This is a genomic window from Leucobacter holotrichiae (assembly GCF_055791005.1).
The window spans coordinates 26,772-51,803 of record NZ_JBVUAC010000008.1; the positions used below are offsets into that span (position 1 = coordinate 26,772).

General features: G+C 70.2%; 18 protein-coding genes and 1 riboswitch. Of the genes, 9 read left to right on the forward strand and 9 right to left on the reverse strand.

Annotated features, from left to right (window positions below; translation table 11 throughout):
• Nucleotides 1-51 precede the first annotated feature (51 nt).
• From AC0KXF_RS11050 to AC0KXF_RS11080, 7 genes are all read left to right on the forward strand, one after another.
• Nucleotides 52-1,809 carry a cell division protein PerM gene (locus tag AC0KXF_RS11050; RefSeq protein ID WP_473109238.1) on the forward strand — a complete coding sequence of 586 codons (1,758 nt, stop codon included), beginning with the start codon at nucleotides 52-54 and terminating at the stop codon, nucleotides 1,807-1,809.
• Between the two features lie 20 nt (nucleotides 1,810-1,829).
• Nucleotides 1,830-1,939: riboswitch (TPP riboswitch) on the forward strand.
• Nucleotides 1,933-3,069, forward strand: coding sequence for a thiamine ABC transporter substrate-binding protein (locus AC0KXF_RS11055; RefSeq protein WP_473109239.1), 1,137 nt, complete (start codon nucleotides 1,933-1,935; stop codon nucleotides 3,067-3,069). (Overlaps the previous riboswitch by 7 nt.)
• Before the next feature lies 1 nt (nucleotide 3,070).
• Nucleotides 3,071-4,828 (forward strand): ABC transporter permease, encoded by a 1,758-nt coding sequence (locus AC0KXF_RS11060; RefSeq protein WP_473109240.1) that lies wholly within the window; start codon nucleotides 3,071-3,073, stop codon nucleotides 4,826-4,828.
• A complete protein-coding gene (locus AC0KXF_RS11065; protein ID WP_473109241.1) occupies nucleotides 4,828-5,418 on the forward strand; it encodes a nucleoside/nucleotide kinase family protein in 591 nt (196 codons plus the stop codon). The genes AC0KXF_RS11060 and AC0KXF_RS11065 overlap by 1 nt, the downstream gene beginning before the upstream one ends.
• Nucleotides 5,419-5,578: 160 nt before the next feature.
• Entirely contained in the window at nucleotides 5,579-6,184 is a 606-nt protein-coding gene (gene purN / locus AC0KXF_RS11070) for a phosphoribosylglycinamide formyltransferase (RefSeq protein WP_473109242.1), read from the forward strand.
• Nucleotides 6,185-6,335: 151 nt separating this feature from the next.
• A complete protein-coding gene (purH, locus tag AC0KXF_RS11075; RefSeq protein ID WP_473109243.1) occupies nucleotides 6,336-7,994 on the forward strand; it encodes a bifunctional phosphoribosylaminoimidazolecarboxamide formyltransferase/IMP cyclohydrolase in 1,659 nt (552 codons plus the stop codon).
• 72 nt (nucleotides 7,995-8,066) lie between these two features.
• Nucleotides 8,067-8,420, forward strand: coding sequence for a hypothetical protein (locus AC0KXF_RS11080; protein ID WP_473109244.1), 354 nt, complete (start codon nucleotides 8,067-8,069; stop codon nucleotides 8,418-8,420).
• Between the two features lie 291 nt (nucleotides 8,421-8,711).
• Here AC0KXF_RS11080 and AC0KXF_RS11085 read toward each other — a convergent pair whose 3' ends face one another.
• The 5 genes from AC0KXF_RS11085 to AC0KXF_RS11105 form a co-directional block, all read right to left on the reverse strand.
• Entirely contained in the window at nucleotides 8,712-9,098 is a 387-nt protein-coding gene (locus tag AC0KXF_RS11085) for an META domain-containing protein (protein WP_473109245.1), read from the reverse strand.
• A 48-nt stretch (nucleotides 9,099-9,146) separates the two neighbouring features.
• Complete coding sequence (locus tag AC0KXF_RS11090; protein WP_473109246.1) at nucleotides 9,147-10,673, reverse strand: aldehyde dehydrogenase (NADP(+)); 1,527 nt, start codon at nucleotides 10,671-10,673, stop codon at nucleotides 9,147-9,149.
• A gap of 182 nt (nucleotides 10,674-10,855) precedes the next feature.
• Nucleotides 10,856-12,682, reverse strand: a complete 1,827-nt coding sequence (locus tag AC0KXF_RS11095) for an ABC transporter ATP-binding protein (protein ID WP_473109247.1) — start codon at nucleotides 12,680-12,682, stop codon at nucleotides 10,856-10,858.
• 95 nt (nucleotides 12,683-12,777) lie between these two features.
• A complete protein-coding gene (locus AC0KXF_RS11100; protein WP_473109248.1) occupies nucleotides 12,778-13,803 on the reverse strand; it encodes an agmatine deiminase family protein in 1,026 nt (341 codons plus the stop codon).
• Nucleotides 13,804-13,973: 170 nt separating this feature from the next.
• Nucleotides 13,974-17,705, reverse strand: a complete 3,732-nt coding sequence (locus AC0KXF_RS11105; protein WP_473109249.1) for a multifunctional oxoglutarate decarboxylase/oxoglutarate dehydrogenase thiamine pyrophosphate-binding subunit/dihydrolipoyllysine-residue succinyltransferase subunit — start codon at nucleotides 17,703-17,705, stop codon at nucleotides 13,974-13,976.
• Nucleotides 17,706-17,947: 242 nt separating this feature from the next.
• Between AC0KXF_RS11105 and AC0KXF_RS11110 the strand changes: the two genes are divergently transcribed.
• Nucleotides 17,948-19,291, forward strand: coding sequence for a hemolysin family protein (locus AC0KXF_RS11110; protein ID WP_473109250.1), 1,344 nt, complete (start codon nucleotides 17,948-17,950; stop codon nucleotides 19,289-19,291).
• Entirely contained in the window at nucleotides 19,288-20,334 is a 1,047-nt protein-coding gene (locus AC0KXF_RS11115) for a hemolysin family protein (RefSeq protein WP_473109251.1), read from the forward strand. The genes AC0KXF_RS11110 and AC0KXF_RS11115 overlap by 4 nt, the downstream gene beginning before the upstream one ends.
• 259 nt (nucleotides 20,335-20,593) lie before the next feature.
• Here AC0KXF_RS11115 and AC0KXF_RS11120 read toward each other — a convergent pair whose 3' ends face one another.
• From AC0KXF_RS11120 to AC0KXF_RS11135, 4 genes are all read right to left on the reverse strand, one after another.
• Nucleotides 20,594-21,181: a hypothetical protein gene (locus AC0KXF_RS11120; RefSeq protein WP_473109252.1), complete on the reverse strand. Its 588-nt coding sequence runs from the start codon at nucleotides 21,179-21,181 to the stop codon at nucleotides 20,594-20,596.
• Between the two features lie 96 nt (nucleotides 21,182-21,277).
• Nucleotides 21,278-22,507: an ABC transporter permease gene (locus AC0KXF_RS11125; RefSeq protein ID WP_473109253.1), complete on the reverse strand. Its 1,230-nt coding sequence runs from the start codon at nucleotides 22,505-22,507 to the stop codon at nucleotides 21,278-21,280.
• Nucleotides 22,504-23,415 carry an ABC transporter ATP-binding protein gene (locus AC0KXF_RS11130; protein ID WP_473109254.1) on the reverse strand — a complete coding sequence of 304 codons (912 nt, stop codon included), beginning with the start codon at nucleotides 23,413-23,415 and terminating at the stop codon, nucleotides 22,504-22,506. Before AC0KXF_RS11130 ends, AC0KXF_RS11125 begins: the two co-directional genes overlap by 4 nt.
• The gene (locus AC0KXF_RS11135) at nucleotides 23,412-25,031 is read right to left on the reverse strand and encodes a hypothetical protein (RefSeq protein WP_473109255.1); all 1,620 of its coding nucleotides are present in this window, start codon (nucleotides 25,029-25,031) and stop codon (nucleotides 23,412-23,414) included. The genes AC0KXF_RS11130 and AC0KXF_RS11135 overlap by 4 nt, the downstream gene beginning before the upstream one ends.
• Nucleotide 25,032 lies beyond the last annotated feature (1 nt).

A 25,032-nucleotide genomic window follows, 5' to 3' on the forward strand; every position in this document is an offset into this window, starting at 1 on the left:
GCGGTTCGAGTACCGAGCAAAGCATCGAGTGAGCAGAGTAAGCTGCTGGCGATGAGAGCCATAGTCACAGCGGTGGTCGCCGCGATCGAGGCGGCCGCCGTCGCCGTTGCGGGCCTCGCGGCGGTCATCGTGCCCGCGCTGCTGCTGTGGACGGTGGTGTTCGGTCTCGCCGCCGAACCGAGCGCGGTCGTCGCGGCGGTCGCGGGTGCTTGGCTGCTCGCGCACCGGGTGCCGATGCGGCTCGAGGTCGATGCGCAGACCGCGCTGAGCCTCGGTCTCGCTCCCGAGCCGCTCGAGTTCGTGCTCTCCCTCGCGCCCCTCGGCATCACGCTCATCACCGTGCTGCTCGCGGCGAGGGCCGGGTGGCGGTTCGGCGCGCGCGGCGGGATCGGAGCAGCGGGAGCGCTGGGCGGGATGCTGGGCTTCGGCGCGGTGGCGTTCGGAACGGCCACGCTGGCGGCGCCGCTCCAGGTGTGGCCGCTGTGGCTGGCTGCTCTGGTGCCCGCGGTCGGTTACGGCGCGGTCTCGACCGCTGCGTTCTGCGTGCGCGCGATGCGCGATGAGCACGACTGGTGGCGGGCCTGCGTGCGTGCGGTTCAGCGAGGCGTCGAGCGAGCCGGCGCCTCGGAGTGGGCCGCGGTGCTGCCTGCGCGGGCGGGGGAGACCGGGCGTCTCGCGGTCGCGATGCTGGTGGCCCTGCTGGGGCTCGCGGGCCTCGCATTCGCCGTTGCGATCGTCGTGGGATATCCGCACGTGATCGCGCTGACTCAGGGCCTGCATCTCGATCCGCTGGGCTCCGTGCTCGTGTTCATCGTGCAGGTCGCGCTGCTGCCCGTCGCGGTGATCTGGGGTGTCGCCTGGCTGACCGGAGCGGGCTTCTCCGTCGGGGCGGGGAGTTCGGCGACACCGTTCGAGGCTCTGCTCGGGCCGCTGCCCGCGCTCCCGCTCTTTGGCGCGATCCCGCAGGGCTGGGGGGCTCTCGGGGCGCTGGTCCCGGCCCTGCTGGTGCTGACCGGGGTCGCGGTCGGCGTGCTGTTCGCCCGCCGACCGCAGCAGCGACGGGTCGGCTGGATCGCGGCCCTCGTCACCCCCGTGGTCGCGGCCCTGCTGGTCGGCCTCGCGGTTGCCGCGCTGTGCGCGCTCGCGAGCGGATCGATCGGCCCGGGTCGGCTCGAGACCGCGGGGGCCGAACCGTGGATCGCCGGCGGTTTCGCCGCTGCCGAACTCGGTGCGGGCGCGCTCCTCGGAATCGCCGCGGCTCGCATCGATCTGGGGCGGATCCGCGAGGCTCTCCCCGAGACCGCCCGCGCGATGAGCGAGCGGGTGCGCACCGTGCGGGTGCCGGGGCGGTCACGTCGGGAGAACGCCGAGGCGCTGCCCGCGCTGAGCGGGATCGGCGGCGATGCCGGGAGCTGCATGGGAACCGCCGACGCCGCTGCTGATGCCGATGAGACCGTCGACCTCAGCGCTGATGCTGATGCTGATGCCGCTGACGCCCTCGATGCTTCCGCGGGCGAGGAAGCTGCGGAGGCCGGCGGCGAGCTCGCGGCCCCCGGCGTCCACGGCTCCGAAGCATCAGGATCCGCGGCTGACGGTCCCGCGGCTGACGGTCCCGCGGCTGACGACCCTGATAGCGATGACTCCGACCTCGACGAGACCGCGGATCTCGCGGGAGCCGTCGACGATCTGGACGAGCAGGACTCGGAGGCGCTGCTGCGCGCCTACGCGTGGGATGGGCGGCCGTTGGACGACGGCGATCCCGAACCTCCGCACCGCTCCCGGTGGCGCCGGGGCCGAGAGCAGCGGTGACCGTAACCTGTTAGGCTGAGAGGGCAATCCACGGGAGTCCCGACGCGCGGGGCTGAGAGGGAGCACGCGAGCTCCGACCGTTCAACCTGATCTGGTTCATGCCAGCGGAGGAAGGAAGCCTCGATGGTGCCTGTAAGTCGTACATCCCCGATCGCCCGAACCCGTCGCGCCGCGATCCCGGTGATCGCGCTCACCGCGGTCTGCGCGCTCGCGTTCACCGGATGCTCGGGATCGGAGCCCGGCGGCGGATCCGCCGAAGCCGATAAGGTCACGCTGGTCGTGCACGACTCGTTCCCGAACGACGAGGTCGCCGAGGCGGCCAGCGCCGCGACCGGGTACGACGTCGAGGTGATCTCCGCGGGCGACGGGGGCGAACTCACCAACAAGCTCGTGCTCACCGCCGGCGCCCCGATCGCGGACGCCTTCTTCGGCGTCGACAACATCTTCGCCTCGCGTCTCGTCGACAACGACGTGGTGGTGCCGTACACCCCGTCCGAGCTGCCGAAGGGGGCCCTCGAATACGTCCTGGGCGCAGACGGCTCCGAGGGGGACGGGTCGGGCGGCGGCAGCGATGCGGCACTCGCGCTCACGCCCGTCGACACGGGAGCCACCTGCATCAACATCGACACCGGATGGTTCGAGGAGAAGGGGCTCGACGAGCCCGAGAGCTACGAGGATCTCGCCGATCCCGCATACCGCGATCTCACCGTGCTGCTCGATCCGACCGCCTCCTCCACCGGCGCCTCCTTCCTCGTCGGCACGGTCGCGGCCTTCGGCGAGGACGGTTTCGCCGACTACTGGAAGCGGCTCACCGACAACGGCGCCCGCATCGAGCAGGGTTGGAGCGACGCCTACTACGGTCAGTTCACGCAGGGCGGCGAGGGCGGCACCAGACCCATCGTGGTCTCCTACGCCTCGTCGCCCGCCTTCACCGTCGACGATGAACTGACCGCGAGCACCACGAAGGCGCTGCTCGACACCTGCACCCGTCAGATCGAGTACGCAGGTGTGCTGAGGGGGGCCGCCAACGAGGCGGGCGCGAAGGCCGTGGTCGACTATCTCGTCTCGCACGAGTTCCAGCAGACGATCCCCGACGCCATGTACATGAGCCCCGTCGACGACACCGTCGAGATGCCCGAGGCATGGGCGAAGTTTGCGCCAGAGCCCCGGGCGGACCAGACCCACGACCTCACCCCCGCGGAGATCGAGCGGGGTCGCGAGCGCTGGCTGGGGACCCTGGGCGACACGATCGGCCTCTGACGTGCAGCGGCGGAGGACGACCGCCGCGCGTGCGAGCGCGTGGGCCGTCGCGGGGTGGACCCTCGCGACGGCCCTGCCGCTCGCCTTTCTGATCGTCTTCTTCCTGTGGCCGGTACTCTCGCTCGTGGCCACCGGCTTCGTCACGGACGGTCGCCTCGACGCCTCCGCTGTGCCCGAGGTGTTCGGATCGGCCCGAACCTGGCGAGTTATCGGGCAGACGCTGCTGCAGGCGGGCCTCGCGGCTGCGCTCGCAGTGGGACTCGGGGTGCCGGCTGCATACGTGCTCTACAAGCTCGACTTCCCCGGCCGCACGCTGCTGCACGGGCTCATGACCGTGCCGTTCGTGCTGCCGACGGTGGTGGTCGGCGTCGCCTTCTCCGCGCTCTTCGGGCCCGCGGGGCCGCTCGAATGGCTCGGGCTCGATCGCACGCTGACCGTGCTCGTGCTCGCGCTCGTGTTTCCGAACGTCGCGGTCGTCGCGCGCACGGTCGGCAGTTTCTGGGCGCGTCTCGACGAGAGCTCCGCGATGGCGGCCCGCGTTATGGGAGCGGGGCGGATCAGGGCGTGGGCCACGGTCACGCTGCCGGCCCTCGCGCCGGCGCTCGCGTCGGCGGCCGCCCTCGTCTTCCTGTTCTGCTCGACATCGTTCGGCATCGTGCTGATCCTCGGCGGGCGCGAGTTCTCCAACGTCGAGACCGAGATCTACCGGCTCACCGTGCAGTTCCTCGACCTGCGCGGCGCGGCGGTGCTGTCGCTCGCGCAGTTCGTCATCGTGGGGGCGACGCTCATCGTCTCCGCGCACCTGCGGCGAGCGGGTGAGCGAGCGGTCGAGCTGCGCGAGGATGCGCCGCGCGAGAAGCGGCCGGGGATCGCGGACCTCCCGGCGATCCTCGTCTTCGCGCTCACCGCGCTGCTGCTGCACGCCGCGCCGCTCGCCACCCTGCTGTTCCGATCCCTGCGCAGAGGCGGTGGTGACGGCGGTGACGACTCGGCAGGCGGGTGGACGCTCGCGCACTACGCCGCCCTCGTGCGCCCGCCGGCCGAGCTGCCCCTGGATGAACCGGTGATCCACGCGATCGGGTTGTCGATCCGCATCGCCGCGCTCGCCGCCGCGCTCGCGCTCGCGCTCGGCCTGCTGCTCGCGCTCGTGCTGTCGCGCCGCCCCCGGTCGCGCGGGCTGCAACGGGCCCAGGGGCTCTTCGACGGGCTCGTGATGCTGCCGCTCGGAGTCTCTGCCGTGACGCTCGGCTTCGGCCTGCTCATCACGATGCACCGGCCGCTCGGGATCGGCTTCGATCTGCGCACCTCGACCGTGCTGATCCCGATCGCCCAGGCGCTCGTCGCACTGCCGCTCGTGGTGCGCATCCTGCTGCCGGTGCTGCGCGGCATCGACGAGCGGATGCGCTTCGCCGCCGCGACCCTCGGAGCCGGCCCGCTCACCGTGCTCGGCACCATCGACCTGCCGCTGCTCGGTCGGAGCGCGGGGCTCGCGCTCGGGTTCTCGTTCGCGGCGTCGCTCGGCGAGTTCGGGGCGACCTCGTTCCTCGTGCGCCCCGGAGCGCAGACGCTGCCCGTCGCCGTCGGAGAGTTGATCGGCCACCAGGCGCCCGGCAGTTACGGGGCCGGGCTCGCGGCGGCGGTCGTGCTCGGCGCATTGACTGCGGCGATCATGCTGGTCGCCGAGCGGATGCGCGTGGGCGGACGGCTCGGCGCGAGCGCGGGGACGGGCGGTGCCGCACGGCAGGGGGAGCTGTTCTGATGGAGACGCGGGATCGGCGCCCGGAGTGGACGCCTCGGCCCTTCGACGTGCTGCTGATCGACGGCCGGTCGGGGTCGGGCAAGACCTCGCTCGCGGCGCGCATCGTGCGGGAACTGCGCGGTTCGGGCGGCCCGGGCGGCCCGGGATCCTGGACCGGATCCGAGCCGCAGCTGCTGCGCGTCGAGGATCTCTATCCGGGGTGGGACGGGCTCGCGGAGGGATCCCGAGCCCTCGCGGGAGCACTCGACCGGGGTTGCTACCGCCGCTACGACTGGTATGCCGAGGCGTTCGCCGAGGAGCACCGCATCGCTCCCCGCCCGCCCCTCGTGATCGAGGGGTGCGGCGCGATCACGGCCCCGAACCTCGCCGCGGCGCGGCGGTGGGCGGAGCAGGCGCTTCCCGGGCCGGTCGCCGGGGGAACGGTGCGCAGCCTGTGGCTCGAGTGCCCGGCCGAGCTGCGGCGATCCCGAGCCCTCGCGCGCGACGGCGCGAGCTACGAACCGCACTGGGAGCGCTGGGCCGCCCAGGAGCAAGCGCACTACGCCCGGCACGAGCCGTGGCGCCTCGCGGACGAGGTGCTGCGCGTTTGAGCTTTCCCCGGAGCCGGCTCGAGCCCCGCCGTCCCGTATTTCGGAGCTCACCCGTTATGCGGATGAAACCCGGTGATCCCATCCGAATAACGGGTGAGCTCCGAAGTTCGGGCGGCCTACGGAGGAGGAGCCCGGATCCGCGGCGGGTAGACTGGGGCGCGTGCTGAAACTTGCGGTTCTGATCTCCGGCGGCGGCAGCAACCTGAAGGCGCTGCTCGACGCGGCGGCGGATCCCGAGTTCCCCGCCCGCGTCGTATGCGTGGGCTCCGACACCGACGCGCCGGGCCTCGCCCACGCCGAGGCGGCCGGGATCCCGACCTTCATCGTGCGACCCGGGGACTACGGCGATCGCGAGGAGTGGGGGCGGGCGCTCGCCGCCGCGATCCATGAGCATGGCGTGGGTGCGGGATCGGAGCCCGGCCTTGTCGTGAGCGCCGGCCTCATGCGGATCCTCCCCGCGGGTTTCGTGGGCGAGTTCTCTCCGCGCCTCATCAACACCCATCCCGCGCTGCTCCCGCTCTACCCCGGCGCTCACGCGGTGCGCGACGCGCTCGCCGCGGGCGCGACCGAGACGGGCGTGACGGTGCACGTCATCGACGAGGGCGTCGACACGGGCCCCGTACTGCGTCAGGCCCGCGTCGTGATCCGCGACGGCGAGAGCGAGAGCGACCTGCACGAGCGCATCAAACAGCTCGAGCGCCCGCTGCTCGTGCAGACCGTCCGTGACATCGCCCTCGGCGAGCTCGATCTCGCGACCCACGCCTGACCCCCGCCCGATCCATCTCCCGCCCGCCCGCCCTTACCTCCGTCAGTCCACTCGCCGCCATCGATATGACATCAGCCGAAAATATGCCCGAATCGGGCTGAATCTTCATATGTTCGGCAGATCCCATATCGAGGGCAGATAAGGAAACCACATGGCAGTCCAGAGCCACGACCCCAGCCTCTACGAGCACCGAGACATCGTGCCGATCAAGCGCGCGCTCATCTCGGTGAGCGACAAGACCCGCCTGCTCGATCTCGCCGCCGCGCTCGCCGAATCCGGCGTCGAGATCGTCTCGACCGGGTCGACGGCCGCGACCATCCGCGAGGCCGGCCACCCGGTGACCGACGTCGCCGAGGTCACGGGCTTCGCCGAGGCGCTCGACGGCCGCGTGAAGACGCTGCACCCCGCGGTTCACTCGGGCCTGCTCGCCGACCTCCGCCTCGCCGATCACCGCGCGCAGCTCGAGCAGCTCGGCTTCGCCCCGTTCGAGCTCGTCGTGGTCAATCTGTACCCCTTCGAGCAGACGGTCGCCTCGGGCAAGCCCGCCGCCGACGTCATCGAGAACGTCGACATCGGCGGCCCCGCCATGGTGCGCGCCACCGCGAAGAACCACGCCAACGCCGCGATCGTCGTCTCGCCCGGCCGCTACGACGAGATCATCGAGGCCGTGCGTGCGGGGGGCACCACCCTTGCCCAGCGCCGCTCGCTCGCCACCGAGGCGTTCGTGCACACCGCGCAGTACGACGCGGCGGTCGCCAACTGGTTCCTCGACCAGGAGGACGCCGATTGGGGCGACGCTCCCGCCAACGAAGCCCCGGCTCAGGACGGCTCCATCGACAGCATCTTCGAGACGACCGAGGGCTACGTGGGCTACGAGGTCTTCGGGCTGCGCGAGGCCGTGCTGCGCTACGGCGAGAACAGCCACCAGCGCGCTGCGCTCTTCACGGAGAACGAGGGCGCCGGCATCGCCCAGGCCACGCAGCTGCACGGCAAGGAGATGTCGTACAACAACTACGTCGATGCCGACGCCGCGCTGCGCGCCGCCTTCGATCACGAGCGCCCCGCCGTGGCGATCATCAAGCACGCGAACCCCTGCGGCATCGCGGTCGCCCCTGAGTCGGCCGAGGATCCGATCGCCGCGGCCCACGAGCTCGCGCACGCCTGCGACCCCGTCTCGGCCTTCGGCGGCGTGATCGCCGCCAACCGCACCGTCACCGCGAAGATGGCCGAGACGGTCTCGGGCATCTTCACTGAGGTCATCGTCGCGCCCGCCTTCGACCCCGACGCGCTCGCGATCCTCACCCAGAAGAAGAACGTGCGGCTGCTCGTGCTGCCGGCCGACTTCACCCCGAACCCCGTCGAGATGCGCCAGGTCTCGGGCGGCTTCCTGCTGCAGGACGCCGACCGCTCCTTCAAGCCCGCCTCCGAGTGGGAGCTCGCCACCGGCGATCCGGCCGACGCCGCCACTCTCGCCGAGCTCGAGTTCGCCTGGCGCGCCTGTCGTGCGGTGAAGTCGAACGCGATCCTGCTCGCCTCGGACGGTGCCTCGGTGGGCGTCGGCATGGGCCAGGTCAACCGTGTCGACTCGTGCCGTCTCGCGGTCGAGCGGGCGGGCGATCGCGCGAAGGGCGCCGTCGCCGCATCCGACGCGTTCTTCCCGTTCGCAGACGGGCTGCAGGTGCTCATCGACGCCGGCGTGCGCGCCGTCGTGCAGCCCGGCGGGTCCGTGCGCGATCCCGAGGTCATCGAGGCCGCGCAGGCCGCGGGCGTGACCATGTATTTCACCGGGGAGCGCCACTTCTTCCACTGATCCCGCGTCGGGATCGAACCGCATCACCAGTAGGCCGCATCGTCCGCGGTGCGCGAAGAAGAAAGAGGGAACATGGAAATCGTCAAGGGCATTCTCGTCGTGCTGCACATCGTCGGCTTCGCGCTGGTGTTCGGCGGGGCGCTCGCGCAGATCCCCGCGGCGAAGAAGGGCACGGCGCGCGTGCTGCCGATCATGCTCTGGGGTGCGCTGCTGCTGCTCGTCACGGGTCTCGCGCTCGTCGGCATGACCTATGCGCTGGGCGGTGCGCCGAACAACGCGAAGATCGGAGTGAAGCTGATCGTGCTTCTCGCGCTGATCGGCCACATCTTCGGCGTACGCAAGAAGGAGAGCCTGTCGGCCGGAGGCCTGTACGCGATGGCCGGCATGGCGCTCGTGAACGCGGGCATCGCGGTGCTCTGGCAGTAAGGGGTCGCGCGGAGATGCCGGGGCCGCGGGCCCGATGAGAGTCAGCCCGGTCTCGTTCGAGCAGTCCGTTTCAAGGACTGCGAGAAGGAGGCCGGGCCGACTCTTGTGCTGGTTCCGGGGGCCTTTCGCAGATGTAGACCTCCGGCGCCGTTGTAGACCTCTCGCACCGTAGGAGAGATCTGCAGCGGTGGGAGAGGTCTACACCGGCGGCGGGTCGGTTATGACCGCGAGGCTGTACGGCGGGGCCGGTGACGGCGAGAGCCGCGGCGGCGGGGCCGGTGACGGCGACGACTACTCCGCAGCGCGCTCGAGGGTGCCGATCTCGGCGCCCTGCTCGTCGAGCAGGGTGAGCGTGTCGCCCGCCAGCTCGGCGGTTCGGGCCTGCGAGAGCCAGGTGTCGACACCCTCGCAGTACATGAGAGTCGAACGCATGACGCCGAGGTCGACCGAGTCGCCTTCTGCGCTCCACTCGCCGCCGAGACTGTTGCAGCCGTCGTCGCCCGAGTAGCTGCCGTCCTCCTCGAAGACCAGCGACGGTTCGCCGCGGGTGCCCGGCTCGCCCCACGCGCCGACGACCGAGGGGGTGTCGGGAGCGGGGTCGGCCGTGCATGCGCTGAGAGCGAGCAGCCCCATGAGAGCGGTGGCCGAGAGCGCGAGCACGCGCAGTGTGGGTTTCATGGTTCCACCGTACGGGGGCGACCTATGCGTAGCCCTCGAATCCGGGAATCAGGCCCCGAGCCCACGCCCCCAGGTGCGCGACTCGCCGGCGGGCGACACCGTCTGCGGTACGCCGAGCGGGTTGTCGTCGCGCAGCGCCTCGGGCAGGAAGGCGGCGGGCGCGTTCTGGAACGCGACGGGGCGCAGGAACCGCGTGATCGCCGCGGTGCCGACCGAGGTGCTCGAATCGTTGGAGGTGGCCGGCCACGGGCCGCCGTGCTGCTGCGCGGGCGTGACGGCCACGCCGGTCGACCACCCGTTGAAGAGCACACGACCGACCTGACGGCTCAGCGCCGCGACGAGCGCGCGAAGCTCTGCGGCGTTGGCGGTCTCGCCCGTCGCCTCGGCCTCGCCGAGGTGCAGCGTGCCGGTGAGGTTGCCCTCGTAGAACTCGGGCATGAGCGCCGCGAGGTCGGTGCCGTCGGGCGTCTCGACCAGGATCGAGAGCGGGCCGAAGGCCTCCTCGACGAGGGCCTCCTTGCCACGGCGGAAGTCGGCGAGAGAGATCGACACGACGGTGGGCGTGGCCCACCCCTGACCGGCTTCGTCGAAGCGGATGCCGCCGGGGACGACGGTGCTCGCACCGGGGGAGGCGAGGATCGCGGCGCGTCGCTCCTCGAAGCTGCGCGCGATGCGCGGGTCGAGCAGGCGGTGCTCGGCCGCGAACGCGCCCGCGGCGGCCTCGATGGCGGCCGGGAGCCCGGATCCCGCGGGCACGAACACGAAGCCGGGCTTCGTGCAGAGCTGGCCCGCCGACCCCGAGACGCTCGTGAGGAAGCCGCGCGCGATCTCGTCCGCGCGCTCGGCGATGGCCGCCGCCGTGATGAATACCGGATTCACACTGCCGAGCTCGCCGTAGAACGGGATGGGGGCGGGGCGTGAGGCCGCGATGTCGGCGAGCAAGCGGCCCACCCCGATCGACCCCGTGAAAGCGCCCGCCTTGATCCGCGGGTCCTTCAGCACCGCGACCCCCGCTTCGCGACCGTGGATGAGGTGGAAGACCCCCTCGGGCATCCCGGCTGCGGCGAGGGCTTCGCGCGCGACCTCGGCCGTCGCGTCGGAGAGCTCGGGGTGGCCTGAGTGCGCCTTGACGATGAGCGGGCAGCCCGCGGCGAGGATCGAGGCGGAGTCGCCGCCGAGCACCGAGAACGCGAAGGGGAAGTTCGAGGCGGAGAAGTTGATCACCGGCCCGAGGGGGATGTGCGTGCGGCGCACGTCGGGGCGGGCGCCGAGCGCGAAGTCGGGATCGGCCGGGTCGATCCGTGCGTCGAGGTATCCGCCGTTCACGAGTGTGTCGGCGAAGAGACGCAGCTGCACGGCCGTGCGCACCACCTCGCCGCTCAGGCGCGCCTCCGTGAGCCCTGTCTCGCGCATCGCGATCTCGACCAGGCGATCCTTCGCGGCCTCGAGCGCATCGGAGACCGCGACGATCGCGCGGGCTCGGTCGAGCGGGGCCGTGGCGGCGAACGCCGGCGCCGCGGCGGCTGCGGCGGCGACGACGGATTCGAGTTCGGGGGAGAGGGCTTCGTTGGTCATGTGGAGATTGTGCCACGCTCGAGCGGGGCGCGGGTTCGCGAGTCTGCACAGTGCGGGAGGTCGAGGCCGTGCGTACTCGGCCACGCCGCAGCTCGGAGTCCCGAATGGCTGCTATGGGCACCGCGGATGCAGCGGAATGGGACTCCGCGTTTCACAGTGGTGACGGGTGGCATCGCCACCGGCTACCCGATCACGTCGAAGCTCTTGAGCCGCTTGCGGTCGGCCTTCGACGCCGAGTGCTGCAGAGCGAGCAGCTCGGCGTAGATGCCGCCGGACGCCGCGAGCTCGGCGGGCGAGCCGATCTCGTCGACGCGCCCGTCGCGCAGCGTGACGATGCGATCGACCTCGGCGATGGTCGAGAGCCGGTGCGCGATGATGAGGCTCGTACGATCCCGCATCAGGTCGTCGAGACCCGCCTGCACCAGCCGCTCCGACTTCGTGTCCAGCGCCGAGGTCGCCTCGTCGAGCACGAGGATCGGCGCATCCTTCAGCATCGCGCGCGCCACGGCGATGCGCTGCTTCTGCCCGCCCGACAGCTTCATGCCGCGCTCGCCGATCACGGTGTCGTATCCGTCGGGAAGCTTCGACGCGAAGCCGTCGACCGCGGCTCGACGAGCGACCGCCTCGATCTCCTCGCGCGTCGCCTCGGGTCGGCCGTAGGCGATGTTCTCTGCGATGGTGCCCGAGAAGAGCGAGGGATCCTGGAACACCACCCCGATGTTGCGGCGCAGCGCCGCGAGATCCGATCCCGCCCCCGCGACCTCGATGCCGCCCTCGCGCACCGCGTACAGCCCCAGCAGCAGATTGATCAGGGTGGTCTTGCCCCCGCCGGACTCGCCGACGAGGGCGACGCGCTCGCCGCGGCGCACCTCGAAGCTCACGCCGTCGAGCACGAGTGCGTGCTCGTCATAGCCGAAGTCCACATCGCGGAAGCGCACGACGGGCCGTTCGGAGTCGGCGTCACCGATCCCGGTCGTCGCCTTGAGCTCTCGCGGCCTCGATCCCTCGCCTCCGACGACCGCGGGATCGAGATCCATCACCTCGAAGTACGAGCGGGATCCCGCAGCCGCCCGCTGCGCCGTGTCGACGACCCAGCTGAGATTCTGCACCGGCTGGCGGGCCATCGCCATGAGCTGGATCAGCATTACCATCTCGCCCGGCGTGAAGTGTCCCGTGACGGTGCGCACGAAGATCATCGCATAGAGGGCGAAGAAGATGAGATTGAGCACGCCGCGGCGCACCGCGTCCATCGTGTGCCAGTATCGGGACTGCTCGGAGGCGAGACGGACGGTCTCGCCGAAGTGCCCCGAGAACCGATCGAGCTCGCTGCTCTCCCTCGCGAACGATTTGACCACGCGGATCTGCCCCACCACCTCGGCGAAGCGTCCCGAGGCCTCGTCGACATGCTCGTTCTTCTCTCGCTCGATGCGCTGCCACTTGCGACTGGTCAGCGCCGTCAGCCACAGGTACGCGGGGTAGGCGAGCAGGAGGAGCACCGCGAGCGGCCAGTAGTGCCAGAGGCTGATGGCGAGCACCGCGACCGTGGTCATGAGCATCGTCACGAACATGTTCGAGAACGTCTTCATGAAGTTGGTGATCTCGGTGATCGAGCGGTTGAGGCGCGCCACGATCGTACCCGTGAGCTCGTTGTCGTAGTAGCGCTGGGGCAGGGCGAGCAACTGCTCGAAGTAGCGGGTCGACAGGATCGCGCGCATGCGCTCGCTCATCACATCGCCCCAGTATCCGCCGAGATTGCTCACCACGGTCTCGACGAGGCTCGCGGCCAGCAGCGCGAGGGCGAGCAGCATCACCGTGCGGATCGCGCCGTCGGGGATGCCGGAGCCGCCCGTGACCGAACCCACCGCGTCGACCACGGTGTCGGTCGCCGCGCCGGTGATGAACGGCACCGCGATACCGGCGATCGTGACGACGGCGGCCGCGGCCATGATGGCGAGGTAGTAAGGCGTGAGAGAACGCGTGAAACGCAGGATGCGCAGAATCGTGGACAAACGGGGTTCAGCCTCCGGTGAGAATCGGTACGAACAGTGCAACGCCTCGGAGGCCGGAAGATTCCGGCCTCCGAGGCGTTGCGCGGAGAAAGCGGTTACGCGAGCTTGGGCTGCTGCTGCGTGATGCAGTGGATGCCGCCACCGCGGGCGAAGAGCGGCCGCGCGTCGATCCCGATCACCTCGCGGCCGGGATAGACGTCGCGCAGCGTGGCGAGGGCCCGGTCGTCGGCGGGGTCGTCGAACGCGCAGGCGAGCACCGCGCCGTTGAGCACGACGTGGTTGATGTAGCTGTAGTCGACGAAGCCCTCCTCGTCGCGCAGCGTCTCGGGGGCCGGCAGATCGAGGATCTCGAAACCGGACGAGGTGTCGGCGCGGTACTGCTCGGCGACCGCGCGGTTCGTCTTCGCGATGACGTGATCGGGATGCGACTCGGCGTCCTGACGGTGCATGAGCAGCACCTCGGGGGAGGCGAAGGCCGCGAGGATATCGGAGTGGCCGCGCGTGCCGAAGGTGTCGTGGTCGCGAGTGAGGCCGCGGGGCAGCCACATGGCGCTCGTCGTGCCGATGGTGCGGGTGAGCTCGGCCTCGACCTGCTCCTGCGTCCAGCCGGGGTTGCGGCCCGGATCGAGCTGCACGGTCTTGGTGAGAATGACGTGGCCGGTGCCGTCGACCTGGATGCCGCCGCCCTCGTTCGTCATCTCCGAGTTCACGAGCTCGGCGCCGGCCGCCTCGGCAACGATGCGGCCGATGTGCTGGTCGTGATCCCACTGGGCCCAGTCCTGGCCGCCCCAGCCGTTGAACACGAAGTTCACGGCGCCGAGGCGACCGTCCTCGCCGATCACGAAGCTCGGCCCGATGTCGCGCATCCACGCGTCGTTGAGCGGTGCCGTGAGGCGATCGATCTGCGCGGACAGGTACTTCGAGGCGATCTGCTCGTCACCCGGGTTGACCACGACGGTCACGGGCTCGAACTCGCTCGCGGCGTTCGCGACGGCGGCCCAGGTGGTGCGCGCCTCCTCGACCTCCGCCTCCGTGTCGCCGAGCGTATAGCCGCTGGTCGGCCATGCGAGCCAGAGCCGCTCCTGCTCGTGTCCTTCGATAGGCATGCGCCAAGTAGTCATTCAACTGCTCCTTGAATCTCGCGGCGCCACCTCAAAGCAGGCAAGCAGGCCGCTAGCACTCAAGTGTATCGCCGCGTTTGCGGTGGCACGGGTGGGGCGAGAGGCAGAAAACACACGAGAATCTCGCGATGCACGTGCGTTTTCCGCCTCTCTGCGGGAATCGGCCCCGCTCAGGATTCGTCGTCGAAGCGGAGCGCCCGCGCGATGAGCTCCTCCTGCTCGACGGCGTGCACCTTCGCCGATCCGGTGGACGGCGCAGCGGAAGCGGGGCGCGAGACCACGCGGATGAGGTCGTTCGCGAGGTACTTCGACAGCTCGAGCGAGACGAACGGCCACGCGCCCTGATTCTCAGGCTCGTCCTGCACCCACACGAGTTCGGCGCCGGGATACTGGGTGAGCACGCGGCCGAGCTGCACCTTCGGAACCGGGTAGTACTGCTCGATGCGCACGAGTGCGACGCGCGGGTCGGGGTTCTTCTCGAGCGCGTTGCGCAGATCGTAGTAGGTCTTGCCCGAGACGAGCAGCACGCGCTGCACCGCCTGGCGGTTCTCGATCTTGGGATCGTCGAGCACGGGCTGGAACGTGCCGGTCGTGAAGTCCTCGACCGCTGACGTCGCCCCGCGGAGACGCAGCATCTGCTTCGGCGTGAAGACGATGAGCGGCTTACGCGGGCGGGCGTAGGCCTGGCGGCGCAGCAGGTGGAAGTAGTTCGCGGGCGTCGACGGGCGCGCCACGATCATGTTGTCCTCGGCGCAGAGCTGCAGGTAGCGCTCGATACGTGCCGACGAGTGGTCGGGGCCCTGGCCCTCGTAGCCGTGCGGAAGCAGCATGACGACGGAGGAGCGCTGCCCCCACTTCTGCTCGGCCGCCGCGATGTACTCGTCGATCACGGCCTGCGCGGTGTTCGCGAAGTCGCCGAACTGCGCCTCCCACAGCACGAGGGCGTCCTCGCGCTGCAGCGAGTAGCCGTACTCGAAGGCGAGCGCGGCGTACTCCGACAGCAGCGAGTCGTAGATCCAGAAGCGGGCCTGCTCGTCCGAGAGGTTGAGCAGGGGGATCCACTCCTGCCCGTTCGCGCGGTCATGGAACACGGCATGGCGCTGCGCGAAGGTGCCGCGCCGCGCATCCTGGCCCACGAGGCGCACCGCGGTGCCCTCCATGAGCAGGGAGCCGAGCGCGATCAGCTCGCCGAAGCCCCAGTCGATGCCGCCCTCGCGGCTCATCTCGACGCGCTTGTTGAGCAGCTGCTGCAGCTTCTGGTGAACGGTGAAGCCCTCGGGCTTGTTCGCGAACGCATCGCCCACACGCTCGACCACCGCGCGGTCCACGGCGGTCTCGAGCGGAGCGGGGCCGGGGCCGCCGACTTCGCCGACCTCCGCGATCCCGCCGGAGCCGACGATCGGGATCGACCCGGTCTGGGCCGCGTGGGTCTCCTGGAAGGCGACCTCGAGGCGATCCTGGAAGTCCTGCTTCGCCTTCTCGTACTCCTCCTCGGTGATGTCGCCGCGGCCGACCAGCGCGCTCGTGTACAGGCGGCGGGTGGAGCGCTTGGCCTCGATGAGGTCGGTCATGAGCGGCTGCGTCATCGAGGGGTCATCCCCCTCGTTGTGGCCGCGCCGGCGGTAGCAGACGAGATCGATGATCACATCGACGTGGAAGCGCTGGCGGTACTCGTAGGCGAGCTTCGCGACCCGCACGACCGACTCGGGGTCGTCGCCGTTCACGTGGAAGATCGGAGCCTGCACGACCTTGCCGATCTCGGAGGAGTAGACCCCGGAGCGCGAGTCGAGCGGAAGGGTCGTGAAGCCCACCTGGTTATTGATGATGATGTGGATCGTGCCGCCCGTGCGGTAGCCGCGCAGCTGCGACATCTGCAGCGTCTCGTAGACGACGCCCTGACCGGCCATGGCCGCGTCGCCGTGAATGAGGATCGGCAGCGTCGTGAACGAGCCGATCGGCTTGAGATCCTGCTTCGCGCGGACGATGCCCTCGAGCACGCCGTCGACGGTCTCGAGGTGCGACGGGTTCGCTGCGAGGTAGATCGGAACCTGGGCGCCGTTCGGGGCGCTGAACACGCCGTTCGTGCCGAGGTGGTACTTGACATCGCCCGAGCCGCCCTTCTGCGACTGGGCGCCCTCGAACTCGCGGAAGATCTGACCGTAGGTCTTGCCCGCGATGTTCGACAGGATGTTCAGACGGCCTCGGTGCGCCATTCCGATGTCGACGCTGTCGACGCCGTCCTCGGCGGCATCGATGAGCATGGCGTCGAGCAGCGGAATGACGGATTCGCCGCCCTCGAGGCTGAATCGCTTCTGACCCACGTACTTGGTCTGCAGGAAGGTCTCGAAGGCCTCGGCCTCGTTGAGCTTCTCGAGGATCCGCATCTGCTCGTCGTGACTCGGCTTCGCGTACGGCACCTCGAGCTGCCCGCGCAGCCACAGGCGCTGCTCGGGATCCTGGATGTGCATGTACTCGATGCCGATCTTGCGGCAGTAGGAGTCGCGCAGCACGCCGAGGATGTCGCGCAGCTTCATGGTGCGCTTGCCGCCGATGCCGCCCGTGACGAACTCGCGGTCGAGATCCCAGAACGTGAGCCCGTGGTTCTCGATCTCGAGGTCGGGGTGCGTGCGCTGCACGTACTCGAGCGGGTCGACGTCTGCCATGAGGTGTCCGCGCACGCGGAACGAGTTGATGAGCTCCTGCACGCGGGCGGTCTTGTCGACAGCGCCGGAGACGTCGACGTGGATATCGGTGGCCCAGCGCACCGGCTTGTACGGGATGCGCAGGGCGGCGAAGATCTCCTCGTAGAAGCCGTGGCCGCCGGTGAGGCGCTCATGCACGAGTTTGAGGAACTCGCCCGACCCGGCGCCCTGGATGACGCGGTGGTCGTAGGTGCTCGTGAGCGTGATCGTCTTCGAGATGCCGAGCCGCACGAGCGTCTCCTCGGAGGCACCCTGGAACTCCGCGGGGTACTCGAGCGCGCCGGCGCCGATGATGGAGCCCTGCCCCTGCATCAGCCGGGGCACCGAGTGCACGGTGCCGATGCCGCCGGGGTTGGTGAGCGAGATCGTGGTGCCCTGGAAGTCGGCCGCGCCGAGCTTGTTGTCGCGAGCGCGCTTCACCAGGTCCTCGTAGGCCGAGAGGTACTCGTTGAAGTCGAGCGTCTCGGCGCGCTTGATCGCGGGGACGAGCAGCGAGCGGGTGCCGTCGGGCTTGGGCACGTCGATGGCGATCCCGAGGCCGATGTGCGCGGGGGCGACGATCGACGGCTTGCCGTCGACCTCCGCGTAGGCGACGTTCTGGCTGGGGAACTCCTTGAGGGACTGGATCAGCGCCCAGCCGATGAGATGGGTGAAGGAGACCTTGCCGCCGCGGCTGCGGCGGAGGTGGTTGTTGATGACGATGCGGTTGTCGATCAGCAGCTTCGCGGGGATCGTGCGCACGCTGGTCGCGGTGGGGACCGTGAGGCTCTGATCCATGTTCTTGGAGAGCGTGCGCGACATGCCGCGCAGGGGCGTGACCTTGTCCTCCTGCTGATCCGTGGCCTCGGCGCGGGCGGCCTTATGAGGGGCGTCCGCGGGGATCGGAGCCTCGCGAGGGGCGGCGTTGGTGGTGCGCGCGGGCTGCGTCGAGGTGGGGACCGGCGTGGTCGGGGGAGAGGCGGGGGCCGCCTGCGCGTTCGTTGCGGGCTGCGCGGCCGGAGCGGGCCGAGCCTCGGCAGGTCGGGCGTCGGTCTGCCGGCCGGCCTCGCGACCGTACTGCTCGAGCACCGGCCACCATGACCGATCCACAGCGTTCTTGTCGACTTGATACTGCTTCCACAGCTCGTCGACGAGCCACTCGTTTGCACCGAAATCTCCTGAGAGACCAGCCTGTCCGGTGGTCTCCGTGCGCTCCGCCAAAGCGACTTCCCTTCGTTGATGTCGTATGTGGCAGCGTGTAGCCGGGGCCGGCTCCTTAGCCGGTTTCCAGTAGACAAGCCTACGCCTTTCGGGAGCCGGGTGGGGGATGATACTCAGGACGAATCTCCATGGTCGACTGCTAAGATCGGTAGGGCTATGGACTCAGACTCTCGAAGACCGTCAGACCCCCCGAGTATCGGCCGCGCTGAAGCGCGGCCCCTTCCCACGCCGAGGAGCGGCCGGTGAACGACTGGCTCCTTCTGCTCATCGGCATTCTTCTCACCTTCGGCACCGGCATCTTCGTCGCGGCCGAGTTCTCCCTCGTCGCTCTCGACAGGCACGACCTCGAGCGGCGCAGAGCAGACGGCCAGCGCGGTCTCGACCGCGTGATCCGCGGCCTCACCCGCACATCGACCCATCTCTCGAGCGCGCAGCTGGGCATCACGCTCACCACGCTGCTCGCGGGCTACACGCTCGAACCGGCCCTCAGCGGCTTCCTCGACGCTCCGCTCGGCGCGCTCGGGGTGCCGGAGGATCTGCGCCGAACCATCAGCGCACCCGTGGCGGTCGCCCTCGCGACCGTGTTCTCGATGATCGTGGGCGAGCTGGTGCCCAAGAACTTCGCACTCGCGAAGCCGCTCGCCACAGCGAGGGCGGTGATGCCGGCCCAGGCCGCGTTCACGGTGACTTTCAAGCCCGCGGTGCTTGCGCTGAACGGTAGCGCCAACGGCTTGCTTCGCGCGATCGGCATCGAGCCCAAGGAGGAGCTCTCGGGTGCGCGATCGGCCGAGGAGCTCTCGTCGCTCGTGCGGCACTCTGCGAGCGCCGGGCTGCTCGAAGCGGATACCGCGACGCTGCTCGACCGCACGCTGCGATTCTCCGAGCTCACCGCTGCAGACGTGATGACCCCGCGACTCCGCGTGGAGAGCGTGCAGCGGCTCGAGCCGGCTCAGGCGGTGCTCGAACTCTCGGGCCGCTCGGGGTTCTCGCGGTTTCCGGTGATCGACGAGGACCGGGACGACGTGGTGGGGGTCGTGCACGTGAAGCAGGCCGTGGCCGTGCCCCGGAGCAAGCGCGGAGAGGTGCCGGTCGCCGCTCTCGCCGAAGAGGTGGTGCGCGTTCCCGAGACCATGCACCTCGACCATCTGCTCGAAGAGCTGCGCTCCTCGGGGTTCCAGCTCGGCATCGTGGTCGACGAGTACGGCGGTACGGCCGGCATCGTGACGCTCGAGGATCTGGTCGAGGAGATCGTCGGCGAGGTCGCCGATGAGCACGACCGCGCCGCCGCCGGCGTCGTCGGCACCGCTGAGCGGATGACATTCCCCGCCGACCTGCGCCCCGACGAGGTGCTCGAGCAGACGGGGATCGAGATTCCCGACGATGACTCGTACGACACGGTCGCGGGTTTCGTGCTGCGCGAGCTCGGTCGGATTCCCGAGCCCGGCGACGAGGTCTCGCTGCCCGATGGCGCGACGCTGCGGGTCGAGCGCATGGACGGGCGGCGGGTCGCGCGCCTGCGGTACACGAGTCCTCCTCAGCCGTCGCCGACCGCTGACGAGAACGGGCGAGAGGGGGACCGGGCATGAGCGACTGGATGGGAATCGTCTGGCTTGTCGTGCTGCTCGCCTTCAACGCCTTCTTCGTCGGCGCCGAGTTCGCCGTCATCTCCGCTCGCCGCTCGCAGATCGAGCCGCGGGCCGAAGCCGGCTCCAAGCGGGCCAAGACCGCGCTGTACGCCATGGAGCATGCGACGCTGATGCTGGCGACGAGCCAGCTCGGCATCACCGTGTGCTCGCTGCTGATCCTGAACGTCTCCGAACCCGCGATCCACCACCTGCTCGAGGGGCCGCTCGCCTGGACCGGCCTGCCCGCCGAGGCGGTGTCGATCGGCGCGTTCGTGATCACACTGCTGCTCGTGTCGTATCTGCACGTGGTGCTGGGCGAGATGGTGCCGAAGAACGCCGCGTTCTCGCTGCCGGATCAGGCCGTGCTGCTGCTCGCCCCGCCGCTCGTCGCGGTGTCGCGCCTGCTCAAGCACATCATCGCCGCACTCAACGCTGTCGCGAACGGCACCCTGCGGCTGTTCGGCGTCGAGCCGAAGTCGGAGACCACGAGCACCTACACGCTCGAGGAGGTCGCGAGCATCGTGAACCAGTCGACGCGCGAGGGTGTGCTCGAGGACCGCAATGGAACGCTGACCGCTGCCTTCGAGTTCACCGAGAAGCGCGCCGAGGATCTGCTGGTGCCGTTCGAGCGGCTCGTCGTGCTGCCCGTGGGTGCAACGGCCCTGGACGTCGATGCGGCGGTCGCGAGGCACGGCTTCTCCCGGTATCCCATCGCCGACGCGGAAGGCGGACTCGCCGGGTACGTGCACATCAAGGATCTCGTGCGGCTGGGGGAGGACCGAATCGCCGAGCCGATCCCCGGTAAGCGGATTCGCGAGATGATCTCGATCCACGCCGAGACCGAACTCGAGGACGTGCTCGCCCGCATGCAGGCCCGCGGCATCCATCTCGCACGCATCTACGACGGAGAGGGCGCCGATCTCGGCGTGGTCTTCCTCGAGGATGTGATCGAGGAGCTGGTGGGCGAGGTGCATGATGCGACCCGGAGACGGCGCTTCGACTGATCTACGCCGGCTCGAAGCTCGCGCGCACGGGCGCGGGCGATTCCCTGGGCGCACTCCTCTCCGCGGCTTTGCTGGTAGCCGCGGCGGTGAGTCTTTTCGCCCGACGCGGCGCCGCGACTCCCTGAACCCTGCTTCGGGTCTCACCGATGTTTCGGATCGGGAAGCCTGATCCCGTCCGAAATATCGGTGAGACCCGAAGTACGGGTCACCCGAGCCCGTAGGAGGCCCCGGTTGCCCGAGCCCGTCGGAGGCCCGGGCCTCAGCGAGCTTCGAAGACCAGGTGAGCCGCGAGCTCGTCGACACCGAGGGTGTCCTCGGCGATGAGCGGATTGTCGGGAACCTCGAGTCGCACGTCGAACTCGGCGGCCTCATCGGTGAGCTTGGTGGGGGTGACGAGCAGGCTGGTGTCGGGCCGCGTGAATCCGTCGGCGGAGAGGGTGCCGACCGCGCTCACCGTCGCCTCATCGCTCACGTCGCGCCTCAGCTGAGCGGGTTCGGTGAGTTCGAACTCGGCGTCGGGCAGGCCGGCCGCGCTCACGTCGAGCCTCGCCTCGGTGATCACGCCGTCGAGCAGCACGATGTGGCCGCTCGCGGAGAGGGTCTCCGAGATCAACGTCGAGAGTGCGTCACCGTCGGTCTCGGACAGCAGCCGGGTCTCGGTGACCTCGTATACGCGCTCCGTCGCGGCCTCGAGGAGATCGGACTCCGGCGAGGTGTGCAGCTCGATCGCCTGCACGGTCGAAGGCGAGGCGGGGGAGCAAGCGGTGAGGCACAGCGGCAGCGCGGCCGAAACGGTCGCCACCACGCTGACGGTGCGCACGGTACGGCGCGACGATACGGCGGTCACGGTTCGCGGGCTCCCTTCGCGGTAGACAAACACTCGCCGAGACTACGCTTTGAAAGTGTGAGGCCGGTGGGAGGGGCGGGCAAGCCAGGTCGCGCGCTAGGAATCGCGGAGCGCGTCGACGGGTTCGATCCGCGCCGCCTTGAGCGCCGGATAGGTGCCGGCCGCGAGGCCGACGAGCGCGCCCACCACGACTCCGACGGGTGCGGCCCACACGGCCAGCACGGGCGTCCACTGCTGCACGAGGCACACGCCGATCAGCGCGAAGAGGCCGACGACCACTCCGATGAGCCCGCCGAGCACGCCCGTGGTGAACGACTCGAGCATGAACTGGGCGATGATGTCCCGGGTGCGCGCCCCGAGCGCCCGGCGCAGGCCGATCTCGCCCCTGCGCTCCGAGACGGAGAGCAGAGTGACGTTGGCGATCCCGATTCCGCCTCCCAGCAACGCGACGATGCCGATGGCGAGGAACAGCACGTTGACGTCGGCCTCGACCCCCGATTGCAGGGTGCTCGTGTCGGCGGGCGCCGACACCTTGAAACCGTCGGGGCTGTTCGGCGAGAGCGCGATCGGGGCCTGGTGGGCGACGACCGGCCCGGCGCCGACGGCGATGCGGATGTCGAGGCTCTCCGCGGCGGTCAGGCCGAGTTCGGCTCTGGCCGTCGACAGGGGAACGATCACCGAATCGAGCAGAACGTTGCGGGTGCCCACGTCGCTCAGGATGCCGATGACGGTGTAGGCCTGGTCGTCGATGAAGATCGCGGGTTGCCCTGTGACACGGTTGATACCGAGCTGCTCGGCCGCGTCGGCCCCGAGCACCACCACGCGATCCCGCCGCTCCTCGTGACCGGAGTCGAAGAACCGGCCGGTGCCGATCTCCCCCTCCACGGTGTCGAGCAGCTCGGGCGATGCGCCGACCACAGGCGGGGGAACCTTCGGAGCGACCGAGGGATCCTGCACCCGCACCGCGTCGACGCGCGGCGCATCGGCCACCTTGGCGTACAGCGCGGCGTGCTCCACCCCTGCGAGGTCGCGCACGCGATCCACGGAGTCCCACGGCAGCCGGGCCGTGGCGCGCTCCTTGCCGCCGGGGCCGGTGCTCTTGCCGGGTTCGACCGTCACCCGCGTCGCGGCCAGTGCATCGAACTGCTGCGCGATCTGCCCGGCAGCCGTCTGCGCGAAACCGATCGTCGCGACGAGCGAGGCGATCCCGAGCACCGTGCCGATGAGTGTGATCAGCAGCCGCGATGGCCGTGCGCCGACCCCCTCGAGGGACTCCCGGATCAGGTCGCGCCGCGAGATGCCCGGGATCGCGCGTCGGGCCCTCACGCGATCTCCGAGAGTTCGCCGTCGTGCATGCGCACCCGGCGGCGGGCGGACGCCGCAACAGCCTCGTCATGGGTGATCATGACGATCGTGAGTCCCTCGGCGCCCAACTCGTCGAAGAGCTCCATGACCGCCTGGGAGTTGGCGCGGTCGAGGTTGCCCGTCGGCTCGTCCGCGAGCAGCAGCCGCGGCGAGGTGCACACAGCGCGTGCGATCGCGACCCGCTGACGCTCGCCGCCCGAGAGCGTGGCGGGTGAGAAGTCGACGCGGTGGGCGAGCCCGACCCGGTCGAGCGCCTCGCGAGCCGAGGGCTCGCGCTGCTCGCGCGGGATGCCGGCGTAGGTGCCCGCGAGCATCACGTTCTCGAGCACGCTGCGCGTCGGGAGCAGGTGGAAGGACTGGAATACGAAGCCGATCGCGCGCGATCGGAGCGCGGCGCGCTCATCGTCGCCCAGCTGCGAGACATCGATGCCCTCGAAGAGGAACCTTCCGGTGCTCGGCCGGTCGAGCAGACCGAGCGTGTTGAGCATGGTCGACTTTCCCGAGCCCGAGGGGCCGACGATCGCGAGGTAGTCGCCGCGCTCGACGGCGAGGTCGACGCCGCGCAGCGCGTTGACCGGGGGCGGACCGGGGAAGAACCTCGTGACGTCCGCGAGCTCGATGATGGGACCGGCATGGTCGGTATCACCGACCGTGCCGCTGAGCGCGCCGGGCGCCGTGCCGCGCGCCGCGCTCCTCCGCGCTGCCCGGCGACGGGCTTTCACCCGCGCCCGCGCGCGTCGCACGACCTCGCGGTCGCTCGCGGGGGGCCGGAGCGGCGCGACCGCGGGGGCGTCGGTCGGGGGAACTGCGTCGGTTGCGGGATCCGCGTCGGCGAAGAGCGCTTCGATCCCGCTCGTCGACGGGTTCATCGGCCCACCACGACCTTGGCCCCGGCGGTGATGCGCGGATCTTCGGAGGCGATCTCGACGTAGCCGTCGGCCGCGAGCCCGGCCTCGACCGGGATGTTCTCGGTCTCGGCGTCGGGACCGTTCTTCGGGTCGATGAGCAGCTCGACGCGGTCCTCGCCGCCCGATCCAGCCGAGAGCGCCGCGATCGGCACCGCGAGCACTTCTCCGTCGGTCGACGCGATCGGGATGCGCAGGCGCACATTGGTACCGCGCAGCGCGTCGATCTGTTCCGGGGTGAGTTCGCCGGGGCTCAGTTCGACCGTGTACCGCCCCGCGCCGTCGTTCGATCCTCCGGAGCCGCCGGATCCGCCCGCTCCCTCCGGGTTCTCCCCGTCGCCGGATCCCGATCCGCCGCTCTTCGGAGCCGAGATCTTCTGCACGGTGGCTGTCAGCTCGGTGTCGTCGGGGCCGGGGAAGAACGCGGTGAGCCCCTCTTCGAGCAGCTCGGCGTCTTGCTGCGAGACCGAACCGACGATCGTGAGCGTCGCGCCCGACACGCTCATGGGTGTGCCCGACAGAATGTCACCCCGCGCCACCGAGACCGCGTCGACGCGGCGCGGCAGATCCGCCAGGAACAGCACCTCGCTCGACGGCAGGGTCGGCAGCACGGCCTCCTGGGCGGTCGCGAGCTGCTGCTGCGCGTCGTACACCTGATCGGAGGCGGCGTTCACGGCCGCCCGCTCGCCGAGCACGCTCGGAGCCTGGGAGCCGACCGCTTCGTTCAGCGCGGCCTGCGCTTGCGCCAGGGAGGTGTTGGCGTCGCGCACCGCACGCTCCGCGTCCCGCAGCATTTGCTGGGCCTCAGGGCCGCCCGTGGCCGCCTCATAGCCGATCTGCTCGTAGAGCGTGCCGACGGCGATCGCCGTGTCGTAGTCGAAGACGTCGGATGCAGGATCGCCGACCCCGTACCCCATGCCCGAGAGAGCGGCCTTCAGCTGCGCCACATCGGGGCCTCGCATGCCGACCGAGAGCGTGCGGTACGAGGGCAGCTCGCCCGGCAGCACGACGACGGGCCGCCCTGCGAGTTCGAGCGCGATGTTGCCCGCCTCGAACACCGTGCCGACCTCAGGCACGTGGCCCGTGACGACGGGGCGCTCGCCGGCAGCGGAAGCGTCGATCTCCACATCGACGGCGTCGGCGTAGGTGATCTCGCCGCGCGACACGATCGTGTTCTCGATGGTGCGCTGCTCGACGGGAGCGGTCACCGGTCCGGGCTCGGGCGCAGCGGTGCGCGCGGCGAGTTCGGCGGGGGAGACGATGAACTGCATGACCCCGACTCCGACCAGCAGCGAGGCGACGGCCACGATGGCGAGCAGCATCACGAGGCGGGGGCCCGACCAGCTCCTGCGGGGTTTCTCGGAACCGGTGCGAGGCGGTTCGGGCCCCTCGGGCGGAGCCGGTTCTCGCGAGAGCGTCTCGTCGCCGGAGAGCTGCGCAGCAGCGGAGGCCTCGGGATCCGGGTCACCGGTCTCGAGGCCGAGGCTGAGAGCGGCCTCCGCGCTTCCGCTCTCCGCGCTTCCGGCCTCGGCCTCGGCGCTCCGAGATGCGGCGCCCCTCCGGCGTCGAAGCGGTGCCACG

Coding starts and splice junctions, on each gene's coding strand:
- AC0KXF_RS11055 (WP_473109239.1), top strand. CDS start 1,933: ATGGTGCCTGTAAGTCGTACATCCCCGATCGCCCGAACCCGTCGCGCC.
- AC0KXF_RS11090 (WP_473109246.1), bottom strand. CDS start 10,673: ATGACCAACGAAGCCCTCTCCCCCGAACTCGAATCCGTCGTCGCCGCC.
- AC0KXF_RS11080 (WP_473109244.1), top strand. CDS start 8,067: ATGGAAATCGTCAAGGGCATTCTCGTCGTGCTGCACATCGTCGGCTTC.
- AC0KXF_RS11130 (WP_473109254.1), bottom strand. CDS start 23,415: ATGAACCCGTCGACGAGCGGGATCGAAGCGCTCTTCGCCGACGCGGAT.
- purH (WP_473109243.1), top strand. CDS start 6,336: ATGGCAGTCCAGAGCCACGACCCCAGCCTCTACGAGCACCGAGACATC.
- AC0KXF_RS11085 (WP_473109245.1), bottom strand. CDS start 9,098: ATGAAACCCACACTGCGCGTGCTCGCGCTCTCGGCCACCGCTCTCATG.
- AC0KXF_RS11050 (WP_473109238.1), top strand. CDS start 52: ATGAGAGCCATAGTCACAGCGGTGGTCGCCGCGATCGAGGCGGCCGCC.
- AC0KXF_RS11065 (WP_473109241.1), top strand. CDS start 4,828: ATGGAGACGCGGGATCGGCGCCCGGAGTGGACGCCTCGGCCCTTCGAC.
- AC0KXF_RS11115 (WP_473109251.1), top strand. CDS start 19,288: ATGAGCGACTGGATGGGAATCGTCTGGCTTGTCGTGCTGCTCGCCTTC.
- AC0KXF_RS11100 (WP_473109248.1), bottom strand. CDS start 13,803: ATGACTACTTGGCGCATGCCTATCGAAGGACACGAGCAGGAGCGGCTC.